A 19166-nucleotide genomic window follows, 5' to 3' on the forward strand; every position below is an offset into this window, starting at 1 on the left:
CTTGAGCATGAGCGAACCGGTAAGTCTGCAAGATCGCGTGGTGATCGTCACAGGGGCCGGTGGCGGCCTGGGCCGGGCCCATGCACTGTTGTTCGCCAGGCACGGGGCGAAGGTGGTGGTCAACGACCTGGGTGGCAGCAGCCACGGCGAGGGCGCCAACGTGTCGGCGGCTGACCGGGTGGTGGAAGAAATTCGCGCCGCCGGCGGCACGGCGGTGGCCAACCACGACTCGGTGACCGATGGTGCGCGTATCGTCGAACAGGCCCTGGACAGCTTTGGCCGGGTCGATGTGCTGGTGAACAACGCCGGCATCCTGCGCGACAAGACGTTCCACAAGATGGAAGACAGCGATTGGGAGCTGGTTTACCGGGTGCATGTCGAGGGCGCCTACAAAGTCACCCACGCCGCCTGGCCGCACCTGCGCGGGCAAAACTGGGGGCGGGTGATCTTCACCTCGTCCACCTCGGGCATCTACGGCAATTTCGGCCAGGCCAACTACGGCATGGCCAAGCTTGGCCTGTACGGCCTGACCCGTACCCTGGCCATCGAGGGGCGCAAGCACGGCATCCTGGTCAATGCCATCGCCCCTACCGGCGGTACCCGCATGACCGAGGGGCTGATCCCGCCTCAGGTGTTCGAGCAGCTCAAGCCCGAATTGATCAGCCCGTTGGTGGTGTTTCTCGGCAGCGAGCAATGCCAGGACAGCGGCCAGCTGTTCGAGGTGGGCGGTGGCTGGGTGGGCAAGGTGCGCTGGGAGCGCAGCCAGGGCGTGGGCTTCGATCCGCGCGAGGGCTTCACGCCGGAGCAGGTGGCGGCCAACTGGGGGCGGATCGGTGATTTCGAAGGCGCGAGCCACCCGCAGGACAGTTTTCAGGCACTGCAGCAGATGATGGCGAATCTGCAGAAGTATCCATTGGCGTGAAGACCGTTGGGGCCGCCCTGCGGCCCTTTCGCTGGCAAGCCGGCTCCCACCCCGACTGCAACGACCTCAAACCATGCGTAATCTCTGTGGGAGCCGGCTTGCCGGCGATGAGGCCGCTGCAAGCAAAACAAGACAGCCGGACCCACCTTGATTCGGCGATTCTTGCACAAATAAAAAAGGCCGCTGCAAAGGCAGCGGCCAATCGAGACGTTAGATCAAGGAGCTTCAAAATCAACGTCGGTGAACCTGGGCAGGCCTGAAAGGCGGGGGGAGAGCCCTTCGTGCCGGCCAGTGAGGTAAGAATAAGCGCTTGTTCCCATGGGAAAAATAGTCGCTTCTGACATTCTCTGTTACGTCCTCCGAGATAATAGTTCTATTCCTACTCGGTCCCTCACCGCCTGGTCCTTGGTTGTAGGCTCATCATGTACGAAGTCGTTACTCGTGATGGCGGAATTGCTTCCCGATTCAGGTGGCATGCCTGCAACCTCAATCTTGAGCTTCATTCATTCAGATGGAGTTCGAGATGTTTTCCGACGCGTTATTTCCCAACCTTTCGTTATTGCATAAGGAGGGCTCACCCACCTCCGTTCAGGAATTGCTTGTGCAGGTGTCGATGCTGGCCCTGGCTGTGCAAACGCATTTTGCCGAGTCGCCCCGTTTCACGGCCGAACCTGTGGAGGAAAATGCCCAGGAGTCATGGTTCAGCGCTGACGAGATCGGTGCGCTCTTACCCGATTGGCACGAACTGATGCAAAAGTGGTGGGTCGAGCAAGAACAATACCATCGGGACCTGTCCACACTGCGTATGAGCCTCTATCCACTAATGGAGCTTGAAGTGGCAATCCTGGCGATGGCCGAGCCAGCAATCAAGCACAGGATCGAAGCGTTGTTCGCGGCAGGTGTTGACACTTACGTGGGCCAGGTGACGGTTCAGGCGGGTGATTACAGCGGGCGTCTCCCCGGGTGCTTTGTTGTCACCCGCGACCTGGAAAGGGCGACCGAGGGAGATGAAGACTTCGTGCTTTACGGCTTGAGTTGGGGCGCATGGTTCGACGATCAGCCTGTCAGCGCGGCGCAGCGGCTGGAGCAGGTACTGAACAGCGGCCAGCCATGGACGAACATGCTGCCGCAAGCGCTGCGCCAAGCCATAAGTGAAGGCGCCCAGTTGGCATTGAGTTTCGATGAGACCGCGTACTCCGTATCGAGGCAGCTGGTAAGGGATCTGAAGACGCTGCAGGACAGCCTTCTCGCAGAGCTTCAGGCAAGGGCCGAGGAAGAACCCATCTCTGCGGGCATGCTCAATGCAGCCACTCGTCTGGATGGATGGGTGGGTGGGTTAAAAGAGCGGATAGCCGATCACCTTGCAGCCTATCGGTTGGCATCCAGGCCGCGCTGGCTGCGCCGGTTGAATGGTGAAGCGTTGGAGACCTACCTGGCACTGCAAGCGTCGCGGGACCAGGCCTCGCGACGCATTACCGAACACCTGGGCCACCTGAGTGACTATCGCAGCTTCGCCGAGCAAGGCATCCGCAACTGGCTGGACGAACACGCCAATGGGCTGTGGATTTCACCGAGCAAAACCAGGTTGAGCGTTCGCAGTGTTTTCCCTGATGCGCGCGGCCAGCGCGAGTGCAGCCTGCTGGACTGGGTACTCACAGGTGGGTATCGCGGATACAACCTATTTATCGAGGCTGTCGAGCCAGCGTTTCGGGACACGCTTACCCAGGGCTTCATGCAGCTCATGATCAATGGGCTTGGGCTACATCTGGGCTACCGTGAACAGGCATCTGCGATGTATCAGCAGCCGGATACTCAGGAGCTGTTAGGTGGACTTGTCACTGCCGAGCTGGCGTTCTCAGCTTCGGCTGCCCGTTATGCCAATGAAATCCCAGAACACGTTCACGCCTTCCTCACAGCTTCGCTGGAGGGTGAGCAGGCCGCTGAAGGTATCGAACTCAAGCAGGTACATCTGCAGCGACAGCCGCTACTCGGTGTGGTCTGCCTGGTCGAGGACGATGCATTCACTTTGTATGCGCCGGGGGCGCCCTTTGGTGCGCTACGACGTTTCGCGACCGAACTGGACCTGCAACGCGCGCTCGTCGACATGGTACGCACTCCGGTTGGCGTGGCTTATATCCTTGAGCGTTCAGAGCTGGATGTACGTGAGTCTCAGCAGGTAGCGATAGGCCAAGGAAGGCTGCCACTGGGCGCGTTCCGCCTGGTACCGCTGCGCAAAGGCTTCCTTGCCCAGATGCTCGACGACATGACTACGGGCTTGCTGGACAATGTGCTTGAGGCTACCCCGCAATGGTCTATCGATGCGAGTCCGGAAGACCGGGAGCGCCTGGCTTCGCTCGACAATGAGTTGTTGGCGATTCAGCCAGCCTATCTTGCAAGTAATCAGATGCCGACACTGCTCGGTTTTGCCCAGCAGAGGGCCACCGCCAGGCTCAATGAATTCCCTGGCAACAAGGGGGGCTGGATCGATGCGGATACGGTGATTTTCGAGACGCCCGAAGGGGAACTGACGTTCACTCAGTTGATGGCCTGGGGATATCCTTCGGACAGCAACTTCGTGGGTTTCACAAGTATGCGCTCCAGTGTCGGGCAAGATCTTTCGCACTTGGACATACGCTTGCTCGCCAGTGCCATCCGAGTTTCCAGTAGCTCTATTCGCGACTCGTATGTCTCAGTCATCGAGAGCCACTACGCTTCGGACGATAGCCCTGAACATGCGCGACGCCTGCGACTGCACGGATTGGTGATGGGGCTGAAGGTGCGACGCGATTTTCTGGTCGCATCTCTCGACGGGCACCTCGACGAGTCGCGCACCAGCTGGTTGCGAGAGATAGCGCTGACGCCGAGTCAAGAAGACGTGCTCGAGCATCACAATTTTCGTCGGTTCGCTTTCAATCGGGGAAGACTTCGTTTCATTGACGGGGTTTATGCGGTAGATGCCCCCGATGACGAGCGATTCGTCTACCTGAGTGATGCGGAGGGGGGCAGAGCTGTGCGTTCGTTCCGTGAGATTGCCGCGCGATGGACGCTGGAAAACCTCGGAGCCTATTTCCTCCCTCGAGTCATCCATTCGGACAAGGCGGCGATGAGAGCGATGGATAAGGATCGAGAAAAAAATGGCGAGCGAGTGGTGCTCAACGCCTACGCATACTCTCCTCCCCGCCTTGTTCATTGGGACGAGGATTTCGAACGCCGTGCTCTGCACCTGATCCTTGATGCGAAGTCCCAGACCATCACCGTGTTCGAACGCTATATCGAGACTTTGGATCGGGTCCTGAGCCCGGTTGTCAGTGTGTTGACCATGCCTTTCCCTCCTTTAGCCGCAGTAGTCAGCCTGTTCCAGGCACAACGATCTTTCCGCAAGGCCGCCACCGCGTGGTGGGATGGTAAAACAGGGGCAGCTGTGTTTTACATGGCCCTCGGTATATTCAGTGTGGCTTCCGCCACAGGTTTGAACTCTGCTGTGGGTAATGTGATTTCTTCCGCGTGGAACAAGCTGTTTCCGAACCCGTCAGGCCCCTTAGGACAGCTATTGAAGGAGCTATTCAGTGAGGTGGTGTTGAAGTCGGCAAGCCCGGCCCTGGGTGGGGTCGGCAGAGTCATGGATGAAGAATTTGTGGCGCTTGGCAGGCTGTTGCTAGAACAAGCCGATTCAAGATTCAGGTAGGCCGTTCATTATTGATGCCCCATGCGCCTGCTGACAGCCTGCACGGCTGCCAGCAGGCTTTGCGCCGCCGGACCCTGCTCGTCGGCATGGAAGATCGAGGTCGGACCGACCACGGTCATTACCGCGGCGATCTGGCCCATGGCGTTGAACACCGGGGCGGACAAAGCGTCCACCCCGGGCATCAGCAGGCCGTGCACATGGTGCAGGCCGCGTTGGCGGATTTGTGCCAGCAGCGGCACATAGTCATCGCTGCTCTGGTTCAGGGCTGCCAACTCGCGGTCGCGCAGTTCGACGGTCTCGCGCTCAGGCAGGTGCGCGGCGAACACGAGGCCGGTGGACGAACTGAGCAGCGGCAGCACCGAGCCGATCTGGGTTACCACCGTCACCGCGCGCACTGCCGGCTCGATGCTCACCACGGTCGCGCCCTGGTTACCCCATACGGCGATGAAACAGCTTTCGTTGAGCTCGTCGCGCAGTTGCGACAGCGGCAGGGCCGCGACTTTCAGCACATCGATGCTGCCCAGCGCCGCCATCCCCACCCGCAAGGCCTCGCGGCCCAGCCCGTAATGGTTGGTGGCCGCGTCCTGTTCGGCGAATCCGCTTGAAATCAGGGCCTGCAGGTAGCGGTGGACCTTGCTCGCCGGCATCTGCACATGTTCGGCAAGGCGCGAAAGCGAGGTGGAAGGGGAGAGTTCGGCCAGGGCCTTGAGGATGTCGGTGCCGACTTCCGCCGAGCGGACCTTCTGTTTGCCGTTGTCGGTGCTGCTGGCTTTGGCCATGGGGGACACATCTATCCAGATTTTACGGGGTGGCGCCTTTATAGCTTGACGCCTGCACGGGAGCAAATTACGTTATTCGTAATCTGATTACGAAAATAACAATGCAGACGCGCTGCCGCCCCAGGTGCCGGTTTCAGGATCGGGCTTCGCAGCCAACTGCCCATGACGGCTCTGAGCAGCCCGGAGGCACCGAGATGACCCGCGACACCTCACCTGAACTTGAGTACCTGAGCGGTTTCGGCAACGAATTCGCCAGCGAAGCCTTGCCCGGCGCGCTGCCGGTCGGGCAGAACTCGCCGCAGAAGGCGCCCTACGGGCTGTACGCCGAGCTGTTGTCGGGCACCGCGTTCACCATGGCCCGCAGCGAACTGCGCCGCACCTGGCTGTACCGCATTCGCCCGTCGGCATTGCACCCACGCTTCGAGCGCCTGGAGCGCCAGCCGCTGGCCGGCGCCCTGGGCGCCATCACCCCCAATCGCCTGCGCTGGAACCCCCAGCCGATCCCGTCCGAAGCCACCGACTTCATCGACGGCTGGTTGCCGATGGTGGCCAACTCGGCGGCGGAAAAGCCGGCCGGCGTGAGCATCTACATCTACCGCGCCAACCGTTCCATGGAGCGGGTGTTCTTCAACGCCGACGGTGAGCTGCTGCTGGTGCCCGAACAGGGCCGCCTGCGCATCGCCACCGAGCTGGGCGTGCTGGACGTGGCGCCGCTGGAGATTGCGGTCATCCCGCGTGGCATGAAATTCCGGGTCGAACTGCTCGATGCCCAGGCCCGCGGCTACATCGCCGAAAACCACGGCGCGCCGCTGCGCATCCCGGACCTCGGCCCGATCGGCAGCAACGGCCTGGCCAACCCGCGTGACTTCCTCACCCCGGTGGCCCACTACGAAGAAACCAGCGGGCCGGTGCAACTGGTGCAGAAATTCCTCGGCGAACACTGGGCCTGTGAGCTCTCCCACTCGCCGCTGGACGTGGTCGCCTGGCACGGCACCAACGTGCCATACAAGTACGACCTGCGCCGCTTCAACACCATCGGCACGGTCAGCTTCGACCACCCCGACCCGTCGATCTTCACCGTGCTGACCTCGCCCACCAGCGTGCATGGCATGGCCAACATGGACTTCGTGATTTTCCCGCCGCGCTGGATGGTGGCCGAGAACACCTTCCGTCCGCCATGGTTCCACCGCAACCTGATGAACGAATTCATGGGCCTGATCCAGGGAGCCTACGACGCCAAGGCCGAAGGTTTCCTGCCGGGCGGCGCGTCGCTGCATGGCGTGATGAGCGCCCACGGGCCGGACGCCGAGACCTGCGACAAAGCCATCGCCGCAGACCTTGCGCCGCACAAGATCGACGACACCATGGCCTTCATGTTCGAGACCAGCCAGGTGCTGCGCCCGAGCCGTCAGGCCCTCGACAGCCCGCAATTGCAGGCCGACTACGATAGTTGCTGGGCCACCTTGCCGAGCACCTTCAACCCGAACCGGAGATAACCGATGAACCACACCGCCATTGCCCGTAGCTGGGTCGAGCACGCCAACGGGCACAGCGATTTCCCGCTGCAGAACCTGCCGCTGGGCATCTTCAGCCGCCCGGGGCAGGCGCCGCGTTGCGGCGTGGCCATCGGCGACGCCATCCTCGACCTTGAGGCCGTGCTGGCTGCCGGGTTGTTCGACGGTGAGGCCAAGGCCGCAGTCGAGGCCACCATGGGCGGCGCACTGAATGCCTTCTTTGCCCTCGGCCGCCCGGCGCGGGTCGCCCTGCGCGAGCGCCTGCTGGTGCTGTTGGGGGAAGGGAGCGAACACCAGGCCGCGCTTAGCGCTGCCTTGTACCCAGCCAGCACCTGCCAGTTGCACCTGCCGGCGAAGATCGGCGACTACACCGATTTCTACGTGGGCATCGAGCATGCCAAGAACGTCGGCAAGCTGTTCCGCCCGGACAACCCGCTGCTGCCCAACTACAAGCACGTGCCGATCGGCTACCACGGCCGCGCCTCGACCATTCGCCCCTCCGGTGCCGATGTACGCCGGCCCAAGGGCCAGACCCTGCCGGCCGGGCAGACCGAGCCAAGTTTCGGCCCCTGCGCGCGCCTGGACTACGAGCTGGAGCTGGGCATCTGGATCGGCCAGGGCAATGACCTGGGCCAGCCGATCCCGATTGGCGATGCCGCCGAGCACGTGGCCGGCTTCTGCCTGCTCAACGATTGGTCGGCCCGCGATATCCAGGCTTGGGAGTACCAGCCGCTGGGGCCGTTCCTGTCCAAGAGCTTCATCAGCACCGTGTCGCCCTGGGTAGTGACCGCCGAAGCGCTCGAGCCGTTCCGCTGCGCCCAGCCGGCGCGCCCGGAGGGTGACCCGCAGCCGCTCTCGTACCTGCTGGACAGCCGTGACCAGGCCGGCGGCGCCTTTGATATCGAGCTCGAGGTGCTGCTGCTGACCGAGCGCATGCGCGAGCAGAACCTGCCGGCCCATCGCCTGACCCTGAGCAGCACCCGCAGCATGTACTGGACCGTGGCACAGATGGTTGCCCACCACAGCGTCAACGGTTGCCAGCTGCAGCCGGGCGACCTGTTCGGTTCGGGTACCCTGTCGGGCGCCACGCCAGGCTCGTTCGGCAGCCTGCTGGAGATTACCGAGGGCGGCAAGCACCCGGTGGAGCTGGCCAGTGGCGAGGTGCGCAAGTTCCTCGAGGACGGTGATGAGGTCATCCTGCGGGCCCGTTGCGTGCGCGATGGCGTAGCCAGCATCGGCTTCGGCGAGTGCCGCGGCACCATCGTCGCGGCCAACTGAGGGGGCAGGGCGATGGAGCTGTTTACCTACTATCGGTCCACTTCGTCGTACCGGGTGCGCATCGCCCTGGCGCTCAAGGGCCTGGACTACCAGGCCCTGCCGGTCAACCTGCTCAAGGGCGAGCAGCGCGGCGATGACTATCTGGCGCTCAACCCGCAAGGCCGGGTGCCCGCCCTGCGCACCGACGGCGGCGAGCTGTTGGTGCAGTCGCCGGCGATCATCGAGTACCTGGAGGAGGCTCATCCGCAGCCGGCGCTGCTGCCGGCCGCTGCCGAGGCGCGTGCCAAGGTGCGCGGTGTGGCGGCGATCATCGGTTGCGACGTGCACCCGTTGCACAACGTCAGTGTGCTCAACCAGTTGCGCCAGCTGGGGCACGATGAGACGCAGGTCAATCAGTGGATCGCCCACTGGATCGGCCAAGGGCTGGCGGCGGTGGAGCAATTGATTGGCGATGAGGGCTTCTGCTTCGGTGCCACGCCGGGGCTGGCCGATGTCTACCTGATCCCGCAGCTGTACGCGGCCGAGCGCTTCAACATCGACTTGGGCGGCTACCCGCGCATTCGTAGAGTAGCGGCGCTGGCCGAGGCGCATCCGGCGTTTGCCAAGGCCCACCCGGCACGCCAGGTGGACACGCCGGCTCAGTGAATCGAGCGCTTGGTCGACGGTAGTTGGCCGAGCCGTTCGCTCAGTTTCAGGCGCTGGATCGGGTCGTCGGTCAGCAGCAGCGCGTGCTCCAGGTCGAAGCGTTCGGCCTGGGGGCACTCAAGGTGCTGGTAGAGCGTGGCCCGGGCCAGGTAGTCGCTGACCTGCACCGGGCCCAGTTGCATCACCCGTTCGGCATCGATGAGTGCGGCAAGGTCGTTGTCGTTGCTGCTGTGCAGCTGGCGCAGGTTGCGCGACAGGCGCTGGAGCATCTGCATCGGTGAAGCGCTGCGCAGGTGTTCGGCACTCAACGGCATCTGTGCACCGAACTGGCGGGCGAGCAGTTCGCGGCAGTCGTTGGGGTAGAGGCGGCGCCCGCCACAGGGGTCGAGCAGGTGATCGGCCCCGGGCACGCGCAACAGGAAGTGGCCGGGGAAGTTGACCCCTTCGAGCGGGATCGACAGGTGCCGGGCCAGTTCCAGGGCGAGTATGGCCAGCAGCAGCGGCTGGCCACGGCGGCGCTGCAGCACCTTGTCCATCAGCGCTACGTGCGGGCGCAGCGGGTGGTACTCATCCTGCTGGAAGCCCAGGGCGTTGAGCTGGCGCAGCAGCGGCTGGGCCAGTTCGTTCAGAGGCAGCATCGGCAGATGGCTACTGACCTCGCACTGCAGCTCGTGCACGCGCGCCAGGCCGATCGAGGGGTCGACGCTGTGATCGTGTTCGGCGGCTATCCACAGGGCGGCTTCCAGCAGGGCGGCCGGTTCGCGTTGCAGGCAGGCCAGGCAGGCTTGGCGTGGGTTCATGGGGACTCTCCATAACGCTTGTACTATTAGCCCTGGCACCGGCTTTCGTCCAGTGGTCCGCCCGCGCGGCGGCTCTTATGCGCCTGCCTATACTGGTAGGAGCACCTCTCGGGGGAGCCCGTCGATGTTCGCCCTCATGCAAAGTACCCGCACCCAGTCACTGCACCTGTTCATCGACCCGCCCACGGGGCTCAAGGCCGTGGTGGCTATTCACAGCGAACACCTGGGGCCGGCCATGGGCGGTTGCCGCTACCTGCCCTATGCCGATGACGAAAGCGCCATGACCGATGCCATCCGCCTGGCCCAGGGCATGAGCTTCAAGGCCGCCCTGGCGGGGTTGCCAATGGGCGGCGGCAAGGCGGTGATCGTGCGTAACCCGCATGTGGAGAACCGTGCGGCATTGTTCGAAGCTTTCGGCCGTTTCGTCGACACCCTTCAAGGCCACTTCATCACTGCCGTGGACAGCGGCACCTCGACCCTCGACATGGACTGCATCGCCCAGTCCACACCCCATGTCACCAGTACCACCGCATCAGGCGATCCCTCGCCCCATGCAGCGATGGGGGTGTTTGCCGGTATCCGCGCAACGTCCATGGCCCGTCTGGGTAGCGACAATCTGGAAGGGTTGCGGGTGGCGGTGCAGGGCCTGGGCAATGTGGGCTACGCGTTGGCCGAGCAACTGCATGCGGCGGGTGCCGAGTTGCTGGTCAGTGACCTGGATGCGGGCAAGGTGCGCCTGGCGGTGGAGCAGCTCAATGCACACCCGGTGACCAATGATGCCTTGATCAGCACCCCCTGCGACATCTTCGCGCCCTGCGGGGTAGGGCCGGTGCTGAACGGGCAGAGCGTGATGCAACTGCGCTGCGCAGCGGTGGCGGGCTCGGCCAACAACCAGCTGACCACCTTGCAGGTGGCCGACCAGTTGGAGAACCGCGGGATACTGTATGCGCCGGATTATGTGATCAATGCCGGTGGGTTGATCTACGTGGCGTTGAAGCATAGTGGTAAAGACCTGGGCACCATCACCGCGCACCTGGCGCGGATACCCACACGGTTGACCGAAGTGTTTGCCCATGCCCAGGCCGAAAAACGCTCACCGGCCCGGGTGGCGCAGATGCTGGCGGAAAGGTTGCTCTACGGCTGAGAAGGCTTGCGCTAGCCCTCCAGGTTGCGCTGGTGCGACGAGCGCATGGGTTTAGCGTGGGAGCGGGCTTGCCCCGCGATTGCGCTATCCGGTTACATGGCACCGGCTTCGCCGGTGTTCGCGGGGCAAGCCCGCTCCCACGCTGCGCTCTAAACAACAAGGTTTCAAGCCATGGTGCCATGGGCAAGCGGCGCCGATTCTACTCGGCTGCCCCACCTTCGAGCAGTTCCGCCAGCGCATCCGGCTGGCTCTTGAACGCGCGGGCGAACACATCGCGGTTCTTGGCCATGTAGATACCGGCTTCCTCGACCTGCTGCTCGCTCAGCGACGGCACTGCTTTGTGCAGCACTTCAGCCAGGCGCTCGGCCAGTTCGAGCATCTTGTCGTGACGATCTGCTTCGGCCTTATCCATGAACAAGCGCTCCGGGTCGCGGCTGCTGCGGTACACCACTTCGACGGCCATTCATCACCTCTATGCCTTTTTGCTGGTTGGGGGTATTAACTGTGTTTTTATACAGTACAGGTGAAGGCCAGCTCACTGCAACCACAGTGATGGCCATTCGCGAGCAAAAAGCCTAGCGCACAAGTGCCCTGCGGCAATCCACCACCTTCCAAGACAGGGTGCCTGGCCCTTTAACTGCATGGCACAACAAATGTCACAGGCGTGACGCACCATCCTTCAGCCGTATCGGGGAATCGAACATCGTGAACACCAAATGGGCAGACAAGCTGCGCAAGGGCCTGCATGGCTCCGCCGACTCGCTGGGCAACCTGTGCGTGGAGGCATTCCACTACCTGGCACTGTTCGGCATCGGCGCGATCACCGCCTATGCGGCGGTGGTGACCTTCCTGGACATGCTGGGCAAGGGCGGGGTCAGCGTCGATGACATCCTGCTGCTGTTCATCTACCTGGAGCTGGGGGCGATGGTGGGGATCTACTTCAAGACCAACCACATGCCCATCCGCTTCCTGCTGTACGTGGCGATCACCGCGCTGACCCGTTTGCTGATCGGCGATGTGTCGCACCACAAGGCGCCGGATGTCGGGCTGCTGTACGTGTGTGGCGGCATCCTGCTGCTGGCGTTCGCCATCCTGGTGGTGCGCTACGCCTCCTACCGCTACCCGTCGACCAAGGTGCTGGACGCCAACGGCAAGGAAGTGGACGAGAGCAAATAGCCCTCAGTTGGCCAGGCAGGAGGCCGGGTGGCGATGATCGCGGGTCAGTGCGGCGAGCACTTGCAGCGGGTTCTGGCCAAGCTCGATGGCCAGGCCCAGGCGGATGCTGTCGATGACCCGTTGCAGGCGCACCGGGTCGTTGCGCTGGGCCACGCTGAGCAGGCGCCTGGCAACCACGCCGCTGTCATCGGAGAGGGTCAGCATGATGCTGCCATCGAGGCGCTCGATGCTCAGGTTGACCCGGTATTCGGGGGCGAACGCAGCGCTGATCTGGTCGAAGGGGTTGTTCATGGTCGAAGCCTGCATTGAATGACTGCAGGAGTTGACCGGGGCGTGCCGGGGTTGGTTCAGGCCCGCTGATCGGTGCAAATGAAAACGCCCGGCGCAAGGCCGGGCGTTTTTACTGACGCGGTTGGATCAGGCGTCCGGGTCACTCAGTTCAAGCACGCCACGTTTACTGCGCAGTTTGCCGTAGAAATGCTCCAGTGCGTGGTTGAGCTTGTTGGCGGCGCCATCGACCGCCTGGTCCAGCGAAGTGGCGGTATGGGTCACGGAAATCGGTTGGTGGCCTTTGGGGCGAGCCTCCATCTGGCAGCGTTTGTCGTGCGGTCCGGGCTTGGCGCCGTTCTCGTCGCGCAAATGGACTTCGATGCGGGTGAGGTCTTCTTCGTAGCGCTCAAGGCTGCTGTGCAGCGTGGCGCGGACCCACTCGTCGAGACGGTTGTTGCCTTCGAAATGGTTGCTGCTGTTGACCTGGATTTGCATGACTTCAATCCTTATTCAGCTTGCTCGCGGGAGGCACTTTCAAGCCACTGAGGGCGTTGGTCTTTTTGCGCCTCTTGACTCTAAGGTCAGGCATCCGCGCGACGAATTCAACCCCCTGCGCAAGAAAAATTTCCTGTTGCAAAAAGCCCGGCGATCGCCGGGCTTTTGTTGTCGTCGGTCAGAACTCAACTGAGGTCTGCAGGTATAGAGTACGGGGTTCGCCCACGTACTTGCCCTTGTTGTTGTCGTCGAACGAGCGGGTGTAGTACTCGCGGTTGAACAGGTTCTTCACCCCCACCGCCACCTTCAGGTTGGAAAGCGCAGGGCCGAAGTCATAGCCGGCACGGCTGCTCACCAGCATGTAGCCGGGGATACGCCCGGTACTGCCGTCGGCGCTCTCGCTGCCGGTGTTGGCGTTGTCTGCGTACTGGCTGCTCTGGAAGCTGCTGTCCAGGTTCAACTGCCACGGGCCGTCGGTGTAACCCACCCCCAGGGTGCCTTTTTGGCGCGACGAGAACGGCACCTGGTTACCCTTGTTCGGCCCGTCCTCACGGATGGTGGCATCGACGAAGGCGTAGCCGGCATGCACGTCGAAACCGGCCAGTGCCGGGCTCAGGCCATCGAGGGCGTAGCGCACGCTGGTCTCGATGCCCTGGTGGCGGGTTTCGCCGCGGGCGATCACCGAATCGTTGGTCTGGTTGCTTTCATACTGGTTGTCGAAATTGATCAGAAATACGCCGATCTCCGCCTGCAGGTCGCCATTGTCGTAACGGGTGCCAAGTTCCCAGGTACGTGCTTTCTCCGGTTTTACCTCGCCACTGCTGACCCGGTTGGGCATCTGGCTGTACTGCACGCTGCCGAACGAACCTTCGGTGTTGGCGTACAGGTTCCAGGTGTCGGTGAGGTGGTACATCACGTTGAGTGCCGGCAGGGCGGTGTTATAGCTGCCCTGGTAGCGCTGGCCGCTGAGTTTGTTGCTCTGCTCGGAGTCGATCATCTCGTAGCGCACGCCTGGGGTGATGGTCCAGCGGCCGATGTCGATGCGGTCGTCCAGGTAGATCGCATGGGCCTCGGTGCTGCCACGGGTGTCGCGGTCGTTGCGGCTGTCGGTGGTGGGCAGCAGGTTGCTGCGGGTCGGCTCGCGGTAGCGCAGTTCGTGGCCGGCTTCGTTGATGTAGCGGTAGCCGATGCCCAGTTCGTGCCAGCTGTCACCCAGCGCCACGCCCTGGGAGAAGCGCGTCTCGATGCCGCGCACCCAGTATTCGCGTGGCGACAGCGAAACGAAGTTGCCCTGGTCCAGGTAGCCGCTGCGCAGGGTCTTGGTGAAGAAGCCGTTGACGCTGAACTGGCGGTCGTCCTGCTTGTAGTCGTAGCCGAAGTTGAACAGCGTGCGGCGGCCCCAGAACTTGTCCTTCAGGCGGGTCGACTGGTAGGGATCATCGTCGAACGCCGCGGCACTCAGCCCGCCCGGCATCTCGGCCTCGCCCTCGTAGTACTGGGCCATGGCATGCAGGCTGTTGGCTTCGTCGAGCTGCAGCTTGCCCTTGAGCATCAGGTCGTCGATCTGCGTGTCGCTGTGTTCGCGCCAGTCGCTGCCCCGGGTACCGGAGTACAGCAGGGCACCCCCCAGGCCGTTGGCGTTGGTGCCGCCGATCAGCAGGTTGGCGTTGTTCTTCAAGCCATCCTGGCTGGACGACGGGCTGATCTGGTTCTGCATCGCCGCCTTGAACGTCGCCTCTTCGGGGATGGCACGGGTGACGAAGTTGACGATGCCACCGACGTTCTGCGGCCCGTAGCGCACCGCGCCGCCGCCGCGCACCACGTCCACCGCGTCCATGTTGCCCAGGCTGATCGGCGCCAGCGACAGCTGTGGCTGGCCGTAAGGGGCGAACGGCACCGGGATGCCGTCCATCAGCACGGTGGAGCGCGACGCCAGGCGTGGATTGAGGCCACGGATGCCGAAGTTCAGCGCCAGGTCGTGGCTGCCGGTGCCGTTGTTCTCCGGCGCGTTCACCCCGGGGATGCGGTTGAGCACTTCGCGGGCGCTGCTGGCGCCGCTGCGCTCGAACTCCTCGCGGCGTACCACGTCACGGGCGCCGGGGTGTTCGAAAACGTTGTCCTGGCGCGCGTCGGCCAGCCAGTCGCCGACCACGGTCGAGGCCCCCAGCTCCACGGCCGCGCCGCTGTTGCCCGCCTGTAGCGGTTGCAGGCTGTAGGCGTTGTCGGCTTCCTGACGGGCCTGCAGGCCGCTGCCGCGCAGCAAGGCATCCAGGCCCTGGCCGACCTCGTACTGGCCGTCCAGGCCGGGGCTGCTCAAGCCTTGGGTCAGCGCCGAGCCGAACGAAATCAACGCGCCGCTTTCGCGACCGAACTGGTTGAGCGCGTCTTCCAGGCTGCCGGAGGCGATGTGGTAGCTGCGGGTTTCGGCGGCCAGGGTGGCGGGCACGGCGCCGCCCAGGCTGATGGCGAGCAGCAGGGCGTGGGCGAGGGGGCTGGGGCGCAGAAGCATGGGGCGGTGGTCCTGTGAGAAGGGGGTTCTGCCTTCTCTGTCACGCGAGGTCGGGGAAATGGCTCAGGTTGATTCAAATTTTTTTGAGGCTTCACCGGCGTCATCGCTGGCAAGCCAGCTCCCACCTGCCCCTGTGGGAGCCGGCTTGCCGGCGATAGGGCCGCCACAGGCTCAACCCGTAGCCGCCTCTACCGACACCCAGTACCGGGTAAACCGTCGCACCTTCACCGGCAACGCCACCTCCAGCATGGCCAGGATCCGCTCGCTGTCGTCCAGCGGATACGACCCGGAAATCCGCAAGTCGGCCACCCGCTCGCTGCAACCCAATTGCCCAAGCCGGTAGCGCGAAAGCTCGGCAACAAAGTCGCCGAGACGCATCTGCGACACCACCAGCATGCCGTCCACCCAGGCTGCGCGGTTCGGGTCCAGAGGCGCGATCGCCTGCCACCCATCCCGGGCGAAACGCGCCTGGTGCCCGGCCAGCAGGCTTTGCCCGGCCACGCTGGCGCTGCCGCTGAACACCGTGACCAGGCTGAACCCCTCGAACTGGCGCACATTGAAACGCCCGCGGTCCAGCAGCAGCTCGCCTTCGCCGGTGCGTAGCCGCATTGGCCGCGCATCGTTGGCCGTCTCCAGCAACAGTTCACCCTCCTGCAGGCGCACCAGCCGCTGCTGGCCATCGAAGCGCACATCGGCGGCGCTGCGGGTGTTCAGGTGCAACTGGCTGCCATCGTCGAGGGTCAGCCGCCGGCGCTGGCCCACCGGGCTGCGATAGTCGGCCATCAGCCCCGGCAACGGGTTGTGCTGCTGCAGACCAAGCCCGGTGGCACTGGCCACACCCACCAGCAACAGTGCCTTGAGCGCCCGGCGCCGGGCCGGGGAGGGCGGCGCCTGCAGGGTCGCGTGCACCACCGGCGAGGCCACGCCGCGCAGGCGCTGGTTGACCTGCTGGATGTGCGCCCAGGCGCGCTGGTGCTCATGGTCGGCTGCCAGCCAGCGCTCCAGCGCCAGGTGCTGGTCGAAGCCCTCTGCCTGGGATTCGATCAGCCAATGCACGGCCTGCTCGGCGACGCGGGGGGCGAACGTGGTGTTCATTGGGCGAAGTAGCAGCGCAGGGCTGCCTTGTGCAGGTAGCGCTTGACCGTCGCCAGCGAGATGCCCAGCTCCCGGGCGATCTCGCCCTGGCCCAGGCCGTCGACCTGGGCCAGCAGGAACGCGCGCTTGACCAGCGGCGGCAGGCCATCGAGCAGGCGGTCGAGCTCCAGCAGGGTGTCGAAGATGATCGCCTTTTCTTCTTCGCTCGGCGCCACCTGCTCGGGCACCAGGGCCAGCGCCTCGAGGTAGGCGCGCTCCAGTTCCTGGCGGCGGAAGTGGTTGCACAGCACGCGCTTGGCCACGGTGGCGAGGAAGGCGCGGGGCTCTACCAGTTGCGGCGTTTCACGGGCCTGCAGCAGGCGCACGTAGGTGTCCTGGGCCAGGTCCGCGGCGCTTTGCGGGCAACCCAGGCGTCGCCGCAACCAGCCGGTAAGCCAGCTGTGGTGGTTGAGGTACAGACCTTCGACGGTGGAGGAGAGGGCGCTGGGCACCGATGCGACTCCGGCGCTCTGTGGCGCAACTGGAAGTAAGAATTGTTCGCATTGTATTCAGGCCTCGATCTTTCGGCAATCGGTGACTGGAGCCGCAGTTCATCCCCGACTCTTTGCTTATGAGAATTGAAATCATTACTATTGCACCCCCATATCCCCGGACCACCGCGATGAAGAGCAAAGCCGCCGGCCTCCCCTTGAGCTATCGCCTGGCCGTGGCCTCACGCAGCCTGGCGGCACTGCTGGGCGGCTACCTGCTGGCGTCGCTGGCCAGCGTGTGCATCACCCTGCTCACGCCCATGGCCCAAGTCGATGCCGCGCTCACCGGCATGATGCTGTCGTTCGTGGTCTACCTGCTGGCCTTCATCTGGTGCTTCGCCTGCCGCAGCGCCTGGCGCGCCTGGTTGGGCGTGCTGCTGCCCAGCCTAGTGCTGGGGCTGATCGCCGGGCTTGCCTACTGGATGAAAAACGGATGAAAGAGGGCTTTCGCCAGGCCATGGCCTGGTTGCACACCTGGACCGGGCTGATCTTCGGCTGGCTGCTGTTCGCCATTTTCCTCACCGGGACGCTGTCGTACTTCAAGGACGAGATCAACCACTGGAGCACCCCCGAAGTCCAGAGCCACCCGCTGGATCCTGTGGCTAGCCTGGCACTGGCGCAGCGCTATCTGCAAAGCAACGCCAGCCACGCCAACAGCTGGTTCATCCGCCTGCCCAGCGAGCGCGAGTCGGCGCTCAGCGTCAGTTGGCGCGACCCGGATGCAGGTGGGCGACGCGGCATGGTCAGGAAGGACCTGGACGCCGTCAGCGGCCAGGAAGTGGTGGGCCGCGACAGCCGTGGCGGCGAGTTTTTCTACCGTTTCCACTTCGAGCTGCAGATGCCCTATCCGTGGGGGCGCTGGTTGGCGACCTTCTGCGCCTTCATCATGCTGCTGGGCCTGGTGACCGGGATCATCACCCACAAGAAGATCTTCAAGGAGTTCTTCACCTTCCGCCCCGGCAAGGGCCAGCGCTCCTGGCTCGACGGCCATAACGCCATCGGCGTGCTGGTGCTGCCGTTCCACCTGATGATCAGCTACAGCAGCCTGGTGATCTTCATGTACATGGTGATGCCGGCCAGCATCTTGGCCAGCTATGGCGACAGCGGCGACTATTTCAACGATCTGTTCGGCCGTGACCAAACCCCGGCGCTGGCAGGCGTGGCGGCACCCTTGGCGCCATTGCCGGAGTTGTACGCCAAGGTGCAGGAGCTGGCGCCGGGCGCGCGCATGGGCTTCATCCAGGTGCAGAACCCTGGCGACGCCAATGCCCGGGTCACCTTCAGCCGCGCCTCGGCCGACAGCGTGGCCTACAAGCGCAGCGCCAACTGGACCTTCGATGGTGTCAGCGGCGCCCTGCTTACCCACGGCGCGCCGGAGAGCGCGGCGATGATGACCTCGTTTACCTTCGTCGGCCTGCACATGGGCAATTTCGCCGGGCCGTGGCTGCGCTGGCTGTATTTCGCCTTCGGCGTGGCCGGCACGGCGGTGATCGGCACGGGCCTGGTGATGTGGCTGGGCAAACGCCAGCTCAAGCATGCCAAGAGCGGGCATATGCCGGTCGAGCTGCGCCTGGTCGAGGTGCTCAACATCGCCAGCATGAGCGGCCTGCTGCTCGGCGTGGCGGCGTTCTTCTGGGCCAACCGCCTGTTGCCGGTGGCGTTGCAGGGGCGTGCCGACTGGGAGATCAATGCCTTCTTCCTGGCCTGGGCCCTGGCGCTGGCCCATGCCGTGCTGCGCCCCGGGCGTCGGGCCTGGGGCGAGCAACTGGCGCTGGGCGCGCTGGCCTTCGCCCTGTTGCCGCTGCTCAACGCCCTGACCACCGGCCAGGGGTTGAACCACTCCATTGCCGTCGGTGACTGGGCCATGGCCGGGTTCGACCTGACTGCACTGGGCACCGGGCTGTTCCTCGCCTGGGCTGCCGGCAAGATGCTGCGCGCGCCCAAGGTTGTGGCCAAGCGCGCGCCCAAGGTCGCCAAAGCCGTGGAGGTGAGCTGATGCTGAGCGTCGCGCTACTCGGTTTCGCCGGTTTCGCCGGCCTGTGCCTGGCCATGGAAAAACACTTCAACGACCTGCTCGGGCGCAAGCCCACGGCCAGTCAGCTCAAGGCCCTGCGCATCGGTGGCTGGTCGCTGTTGCTGCTGTCGCTGGTGCTGGCCGTGCACGTGCAGGGCTTGGCCTTCGGCCTGGTGGAGTGGATCGCCGTGCTCATGGCCGGGGTGACGCTGTGGGTGTTCGGTCTGCCGTACCAGCCTCGCTTGCTGCTGGGCCTGGCAGCGGCCAGCCTGGTGCTTGGGCCGTTGCTGGCCGTGCTGGCGGTGTAAGG

18 protein-coding genes are annotated in these 19166 nt (G+C 64.1%); 10 read left to right on the top strand and 8 right to left on the bottom strand.

Going from position 1 to position 19166, the window contains the following annotated elements; all coding sequences use genetic code 11:
• Positions 1 to 7 precede the first annotated feature (7 nt).
• Both LOY51_RS04460 and LOY51_RS04465 read left to right on the top strand, forming a co-directional pair.
• Positions 8 to 922 (top strand): SDR family oxidoreductase, encoded by a 915-nt coding sequence (locus LOY51_RS04460; RefSeq protein ID WP_125857482.1) that lies wholly within the window; start codon positions 8 to 10, stop codon positions 920 to 922.
• Positions 923 to 1445: 523 nt separating this feature from the next.
• Complete coding sequence (locus LOY51_RS04465; protein WP_125857483.1) at positions 1446 to 4607, top strand: hypothetical protein; 3162 nt, start codon at positions 1446 to 1448, stop codon at positions 4605 to 4607.
• Between the two features lie 8 nt (positions 4608 to 4615).
• Here the strand turns inward: LOY51_RS04465 and LOY51_RS04470 are convergent, their stop codons facing one another.
• Entirely contained in the window at positions 4616 to 5386 is a 771-nt protein-coding gene (locus LOY51_RS04470) for an IclR family transcriptional regulator (protein WP_125462632.1), read from the bottom strand.
• A gap of 194 nt (positions 5387 to 5580) precedes the next feature.
• On the opposite strand from LOY51_RS04470, the gene hmgA reads away from it, so the two are divergent.
• The 3 genes from hmgA to maiA are packed head-to-tail and all read left to right on the top strand — an operon-like array spanning position 5581 to position 8823.
• Complete coding sequence (gene hmgA / locus LOY51_RS04475; RefSeq protein WP_125857484.1) at positions 5581 to 6882, top strand: homogentisate 1,2-dioxygenase; 1302 nt, start codon at positions 5581 to 5583, stop codon at positions 6880 to 6882.
• A gap of 3 nt (positions 6883 to 6885) precedes the next feature.
• Positions 6886 to 8178 (top strand): fumarylacetoacetase, encoded by a 1293-nt coding sequence (gene fahA / locus LOY51_RS04480; RefSeq protein ID WP_258644867.1) that lies wholly within the window; start codon positions 6886 to 6888, stop codon positions 8176 to 8178.
• A 12-nt stretch (positions 8179 to 8190) separates the two neighbouring features.
• Positions 8191 to 8823 carry a maleylacetoacetate isomerase gene (gene maiA / locus LOY51_RS04485; protein ID WP_258644869.1) on the top strand — a complete coding sequence of 211 codons (633 nt, stop codon included), beginning with the start codon at positions 8191 to 8193 and terminating at the stop codon, positions 8821 to 8823.
• Here the strand turns inward: maiA and LOY51_RS04490 are convergent.
• A complete protein-coding gene (locus tag LOY51_RS04490) occupies positions 8817 to 9623 on the bottom strand; it encodes a SirB1 family protein (RefSeq protein ID WP_125462636.1) in 807 nt (268 codons plus the stop codon). The genes maiA and LOY51_RS04490 overlap by 7 nt on opposite strands.
• Positions 9624 to 9747: 124 nt before the next feature.
• Between LOY51_RS04490 and LOY51_RS04495 the strand changes: the two genes are divergently transcribed.
• Positions 9748 to 10767, top strand: a complete 1020-nt coding sequence (locus LOY51_RS04495) for a Leu/Phe/Val dehydrogenase (RefSeq protein WP_125857487.1) — start codon at positions 9748 to 9750, stop codon at positions 10765 to 10767.
• Between the two features lie 199 nt (positions 10768 to 10966).
• On the opposite strand, the gene LOY51_RS04500 is transcribed toward LOY51_RS04495, so the two are convergent.
• A complete protein-coding gene (locus LOY51_RS04500; protein ID WP_012274138.1) occupies positions 10967 to 11230 on the bottom strand; it encodes a YebG family protein in 264 nt (87 codons plus the stop codon).
• Between the two features lie 242 nt (positions 11231 to 11472).
• On the opposite strand from LOY51_RS04500, the gene LOY51_RS04505 reads away from it, so the two are divergent.
• On the top strand, positions 11473 to 11943 hold the full coding sequence (locus LOY51_RS04505; protein ID WP_125462638.1) for a phosphate-starvation-inducible protein PsiE: 471 nt from the start codon (positions 11473 to 11475) through the stop codon (positions 11941 to 11943).
• 3 nt (positions 11944 to 11946) lie between these two features.
• Here LOY51_RS04505 and LOY51_RS04510 read toward each other — a convergent pair whose 3' ends face one another.
• The 5 genes from LOY51_RS04510 to LOY51_RS04530 form a co-directional block, all read right to left on the bottom strand.
• Complete coding sequence (locus LOY51_RS04510; protein WP_258644873.1) at positions 11947 to 12234, bottom strand: DUF3509 domain-containing protein; 288 nt, start codon at positions 12232 to 12234, stop codon at positions 11947 to 11949.
• A gap of 126 nt (positions 12235 to 12360) precedes the next feature.
• Complete coding sequence (locus LOY51_RS04515) at positions 12361 to 12708, bottom strand: HPF/RaiA family ribosome-associated protein (protein ID WP_110991697.1); 348 nt, start codon at positions 12706 to 12708, stop codon at positions 12361 to 12363.
• Between the two features lie 178 nt (positions 12709 to 12886).
• Entirely contained in the window at positions 12887 to 15217 is a 2331-nt protein-coding gene (gene fecA, locus LOY51_RS04520; protein ID WP_125857489.1) for a TonB-dependent Fe(3+) dicitrate receptor FecA, read from the bottom strand.
• Between the two features lie 171 nt (positions 15218 to 15388).
• Positions 15389 to 16312 (bottom strand): FecR domain-containing protein, encoded by a 924-nt coding sequence (locus LOY51_RS04525; RefSeq protein WP_125857490.1) that lies wholly within the window; start codon positions 16310 to 16312, stop codon positions 15389 to 15391.
• Positions 16309 to 16803, bottom strand: coding sequence for a sigma-70 family RNA polymerase sigma factor (locus LOY51_RS04530; protein ID WP_258644877.1), 495 nt, complete (start codon positions 16801 to 16803; stop codon positions 16309 to 16311). The genes LOY51_RS04525 and LOY51_RS04530 overlap by 4 nt, the downstream gene beginning before the upstream one ends.
• Before the next feature lie 170 nt (positions 16804 to 16973).
• Between LOY51_RS04530 and LOY51_RS04535 the strand changes: the two genes are divergently transcribed.
• From LOY51_RS04535 to LOY51_RS04545, 3 genes are read left to right on the top strand one after another with little or no spacing between them, the layout of a single operon-like run.
• A complete protein-coding gene (locus tag LOY51_RS04535) occupies positions 16974 to 17279 on the top strand; it encodes a DUF3649 domain-containing protein (protein ID WP_125462643.1) in 306 nt (101 codons plus the stop codon).
• Complete coding sequence (locus LOY51_RS04540; RefSeq protein ID WP_258644880.1) at positions 17276 to 18838, top strand: PepSY-associated TM helix domain-containing protein; 1563 nt, start codon at positions 17276 to 17278, stop codon at positions 18836 to 18838. Before LOY51_RS04535 ends, LOY51_RS04540 begins: the two co-directional genes overlap by 4 nt.
• Positions 18838 to 19164 (top strand): DUF3325 domain-containing protein, encoded by a 327-nt coding sequence (locus tag LOY51_RS04545; protein WP_258644883.1) that lies wholly within the window; start codon positions 18838 to 18840, stop codon positions 19162 to 19164. The genes LOY51_RS04540 and LOY51_RS04545 overlap by 1 nt, the downstream gene beginning before the upstream one ends.
• Positions 19165 to 19166: the final 2 nt, after the last annotated feature.

Source organism: Pseudomonas sichuanensis (genome assembly GCF_024749065.1).
GTDB lineage: Bacteria > Pseudomonadota > Gammaproteobacteria > Pseudomonadales > Pseudomonadaceae > Aquipseudomonas > Aquipseudomonas sichuanensis.

Coding starts and splice junctions, on each gene's coding strand:
- LOY51_RS04525 (WP_125857490.1), bottom strand. CDS start 16,312: ATGAACACCACGTTCGCCCCCCGCGTCGCCGAGCAGGCCGTGCATTGG.
- LOY51_RS04460 (WP_125857482.1), top strand. CDS start 8: ATGAGCGAACCGGTAAGTCTGCAAGATCGCGTGGTGATCGTCACAGGG.
- LOY51_RS04500 (WP_012274138.1), bottom strand. CDS start 11,230: ATGGCCGTCGAAGTGGTGTACCGCAGCAGCCGCGACCCGGAGCGCTTG.
- fecA (WP_125857489.1), bottom strand. CDS start 15,217: ATGCTTCTGCGCCCCAGCCCCCTCGCCCACGCCCTGCTGCTCGCCATC.
- LOY51_RS04465 (WP_125857483.1), top strand. CDS start 1,446: ATGTTTTCCGACGCGTTATTTCCCAACCTTTCGTTATTGCATAAGGAG.
- LOY51_RS04545 (WP_258644883.1), top strand. CDS start 18,838: ATGCTGAGCGTCGCGCTACTCGGTTTCGCCGGTTTCGCCGGCCTGTGC.
- hmgA (WP_125857484.1), top strand. CDS start 5,581: ATGACCCGCGACACCTCACCTGAACTTGAGTACCTGAGCGGTTTCGGC.
- LOY51_RS04535 (WP_125462643.1), top strand. CDS start 16,974: ATGAAGAGCAAAGCCGCCGGCCTCCCCTTGAGCTATCGCCTGGCCGTG.
- LOY51_RS04470 (WP_125462632.1), bottom strand. CDS start 5,386: ATGGCCAAAGCCAGCAGCACCGACAACGGCAAACAGAAGGTCCGCTCG.
- LOY51_RS04540 (WP_258644880.1), top strand. CDS start 17,276: ATGAAAGAGGGCTTTCGCCAGGCCATGGCCTGGTTGCACACCTGGACC.
- LOY51_RS04510 (WP_258644873.1), bottom strand. CDS start 12,234: ATGAACAACCCCTTCGACCAGATCAGCGCTGCGTTCGCCCCCGAATAC.
- LOY51_RS04515 (WP_110991697.1), bottom strand. CDS start 12,708: ATGCAAATCCAGGTCAACAGCAGCAACCATTTCGAAGGCAACAACCGT.
- fahA (WP_258644867.1), top strand. CDS start 6,886: ATGAACCACACCGCCATTGCCCGTAGCTGGGTCGAGCACGCCAACGGG.
- LOY51_RS04490 (WP_125462636.1), bottom strand. CDS start 9,623: ATGAACCCACGCCAAGCCTGCCTGGCCTGCCTGCAACGCGAACCGGCC.
- LOY51_RS04495 (WP_125857487.1), top strand. CDS start 9,748: ATGTTCGCCCTCATGCAAAGTACCCGCACCCAGTCACTGCACCTGTTC.
- maiA (WP_258644869.1), top strand. CDS start 8,191: ATGGAGCTGTTTACCTACTATCGGTCCACTTCGTCGTACCGGGTGCGC.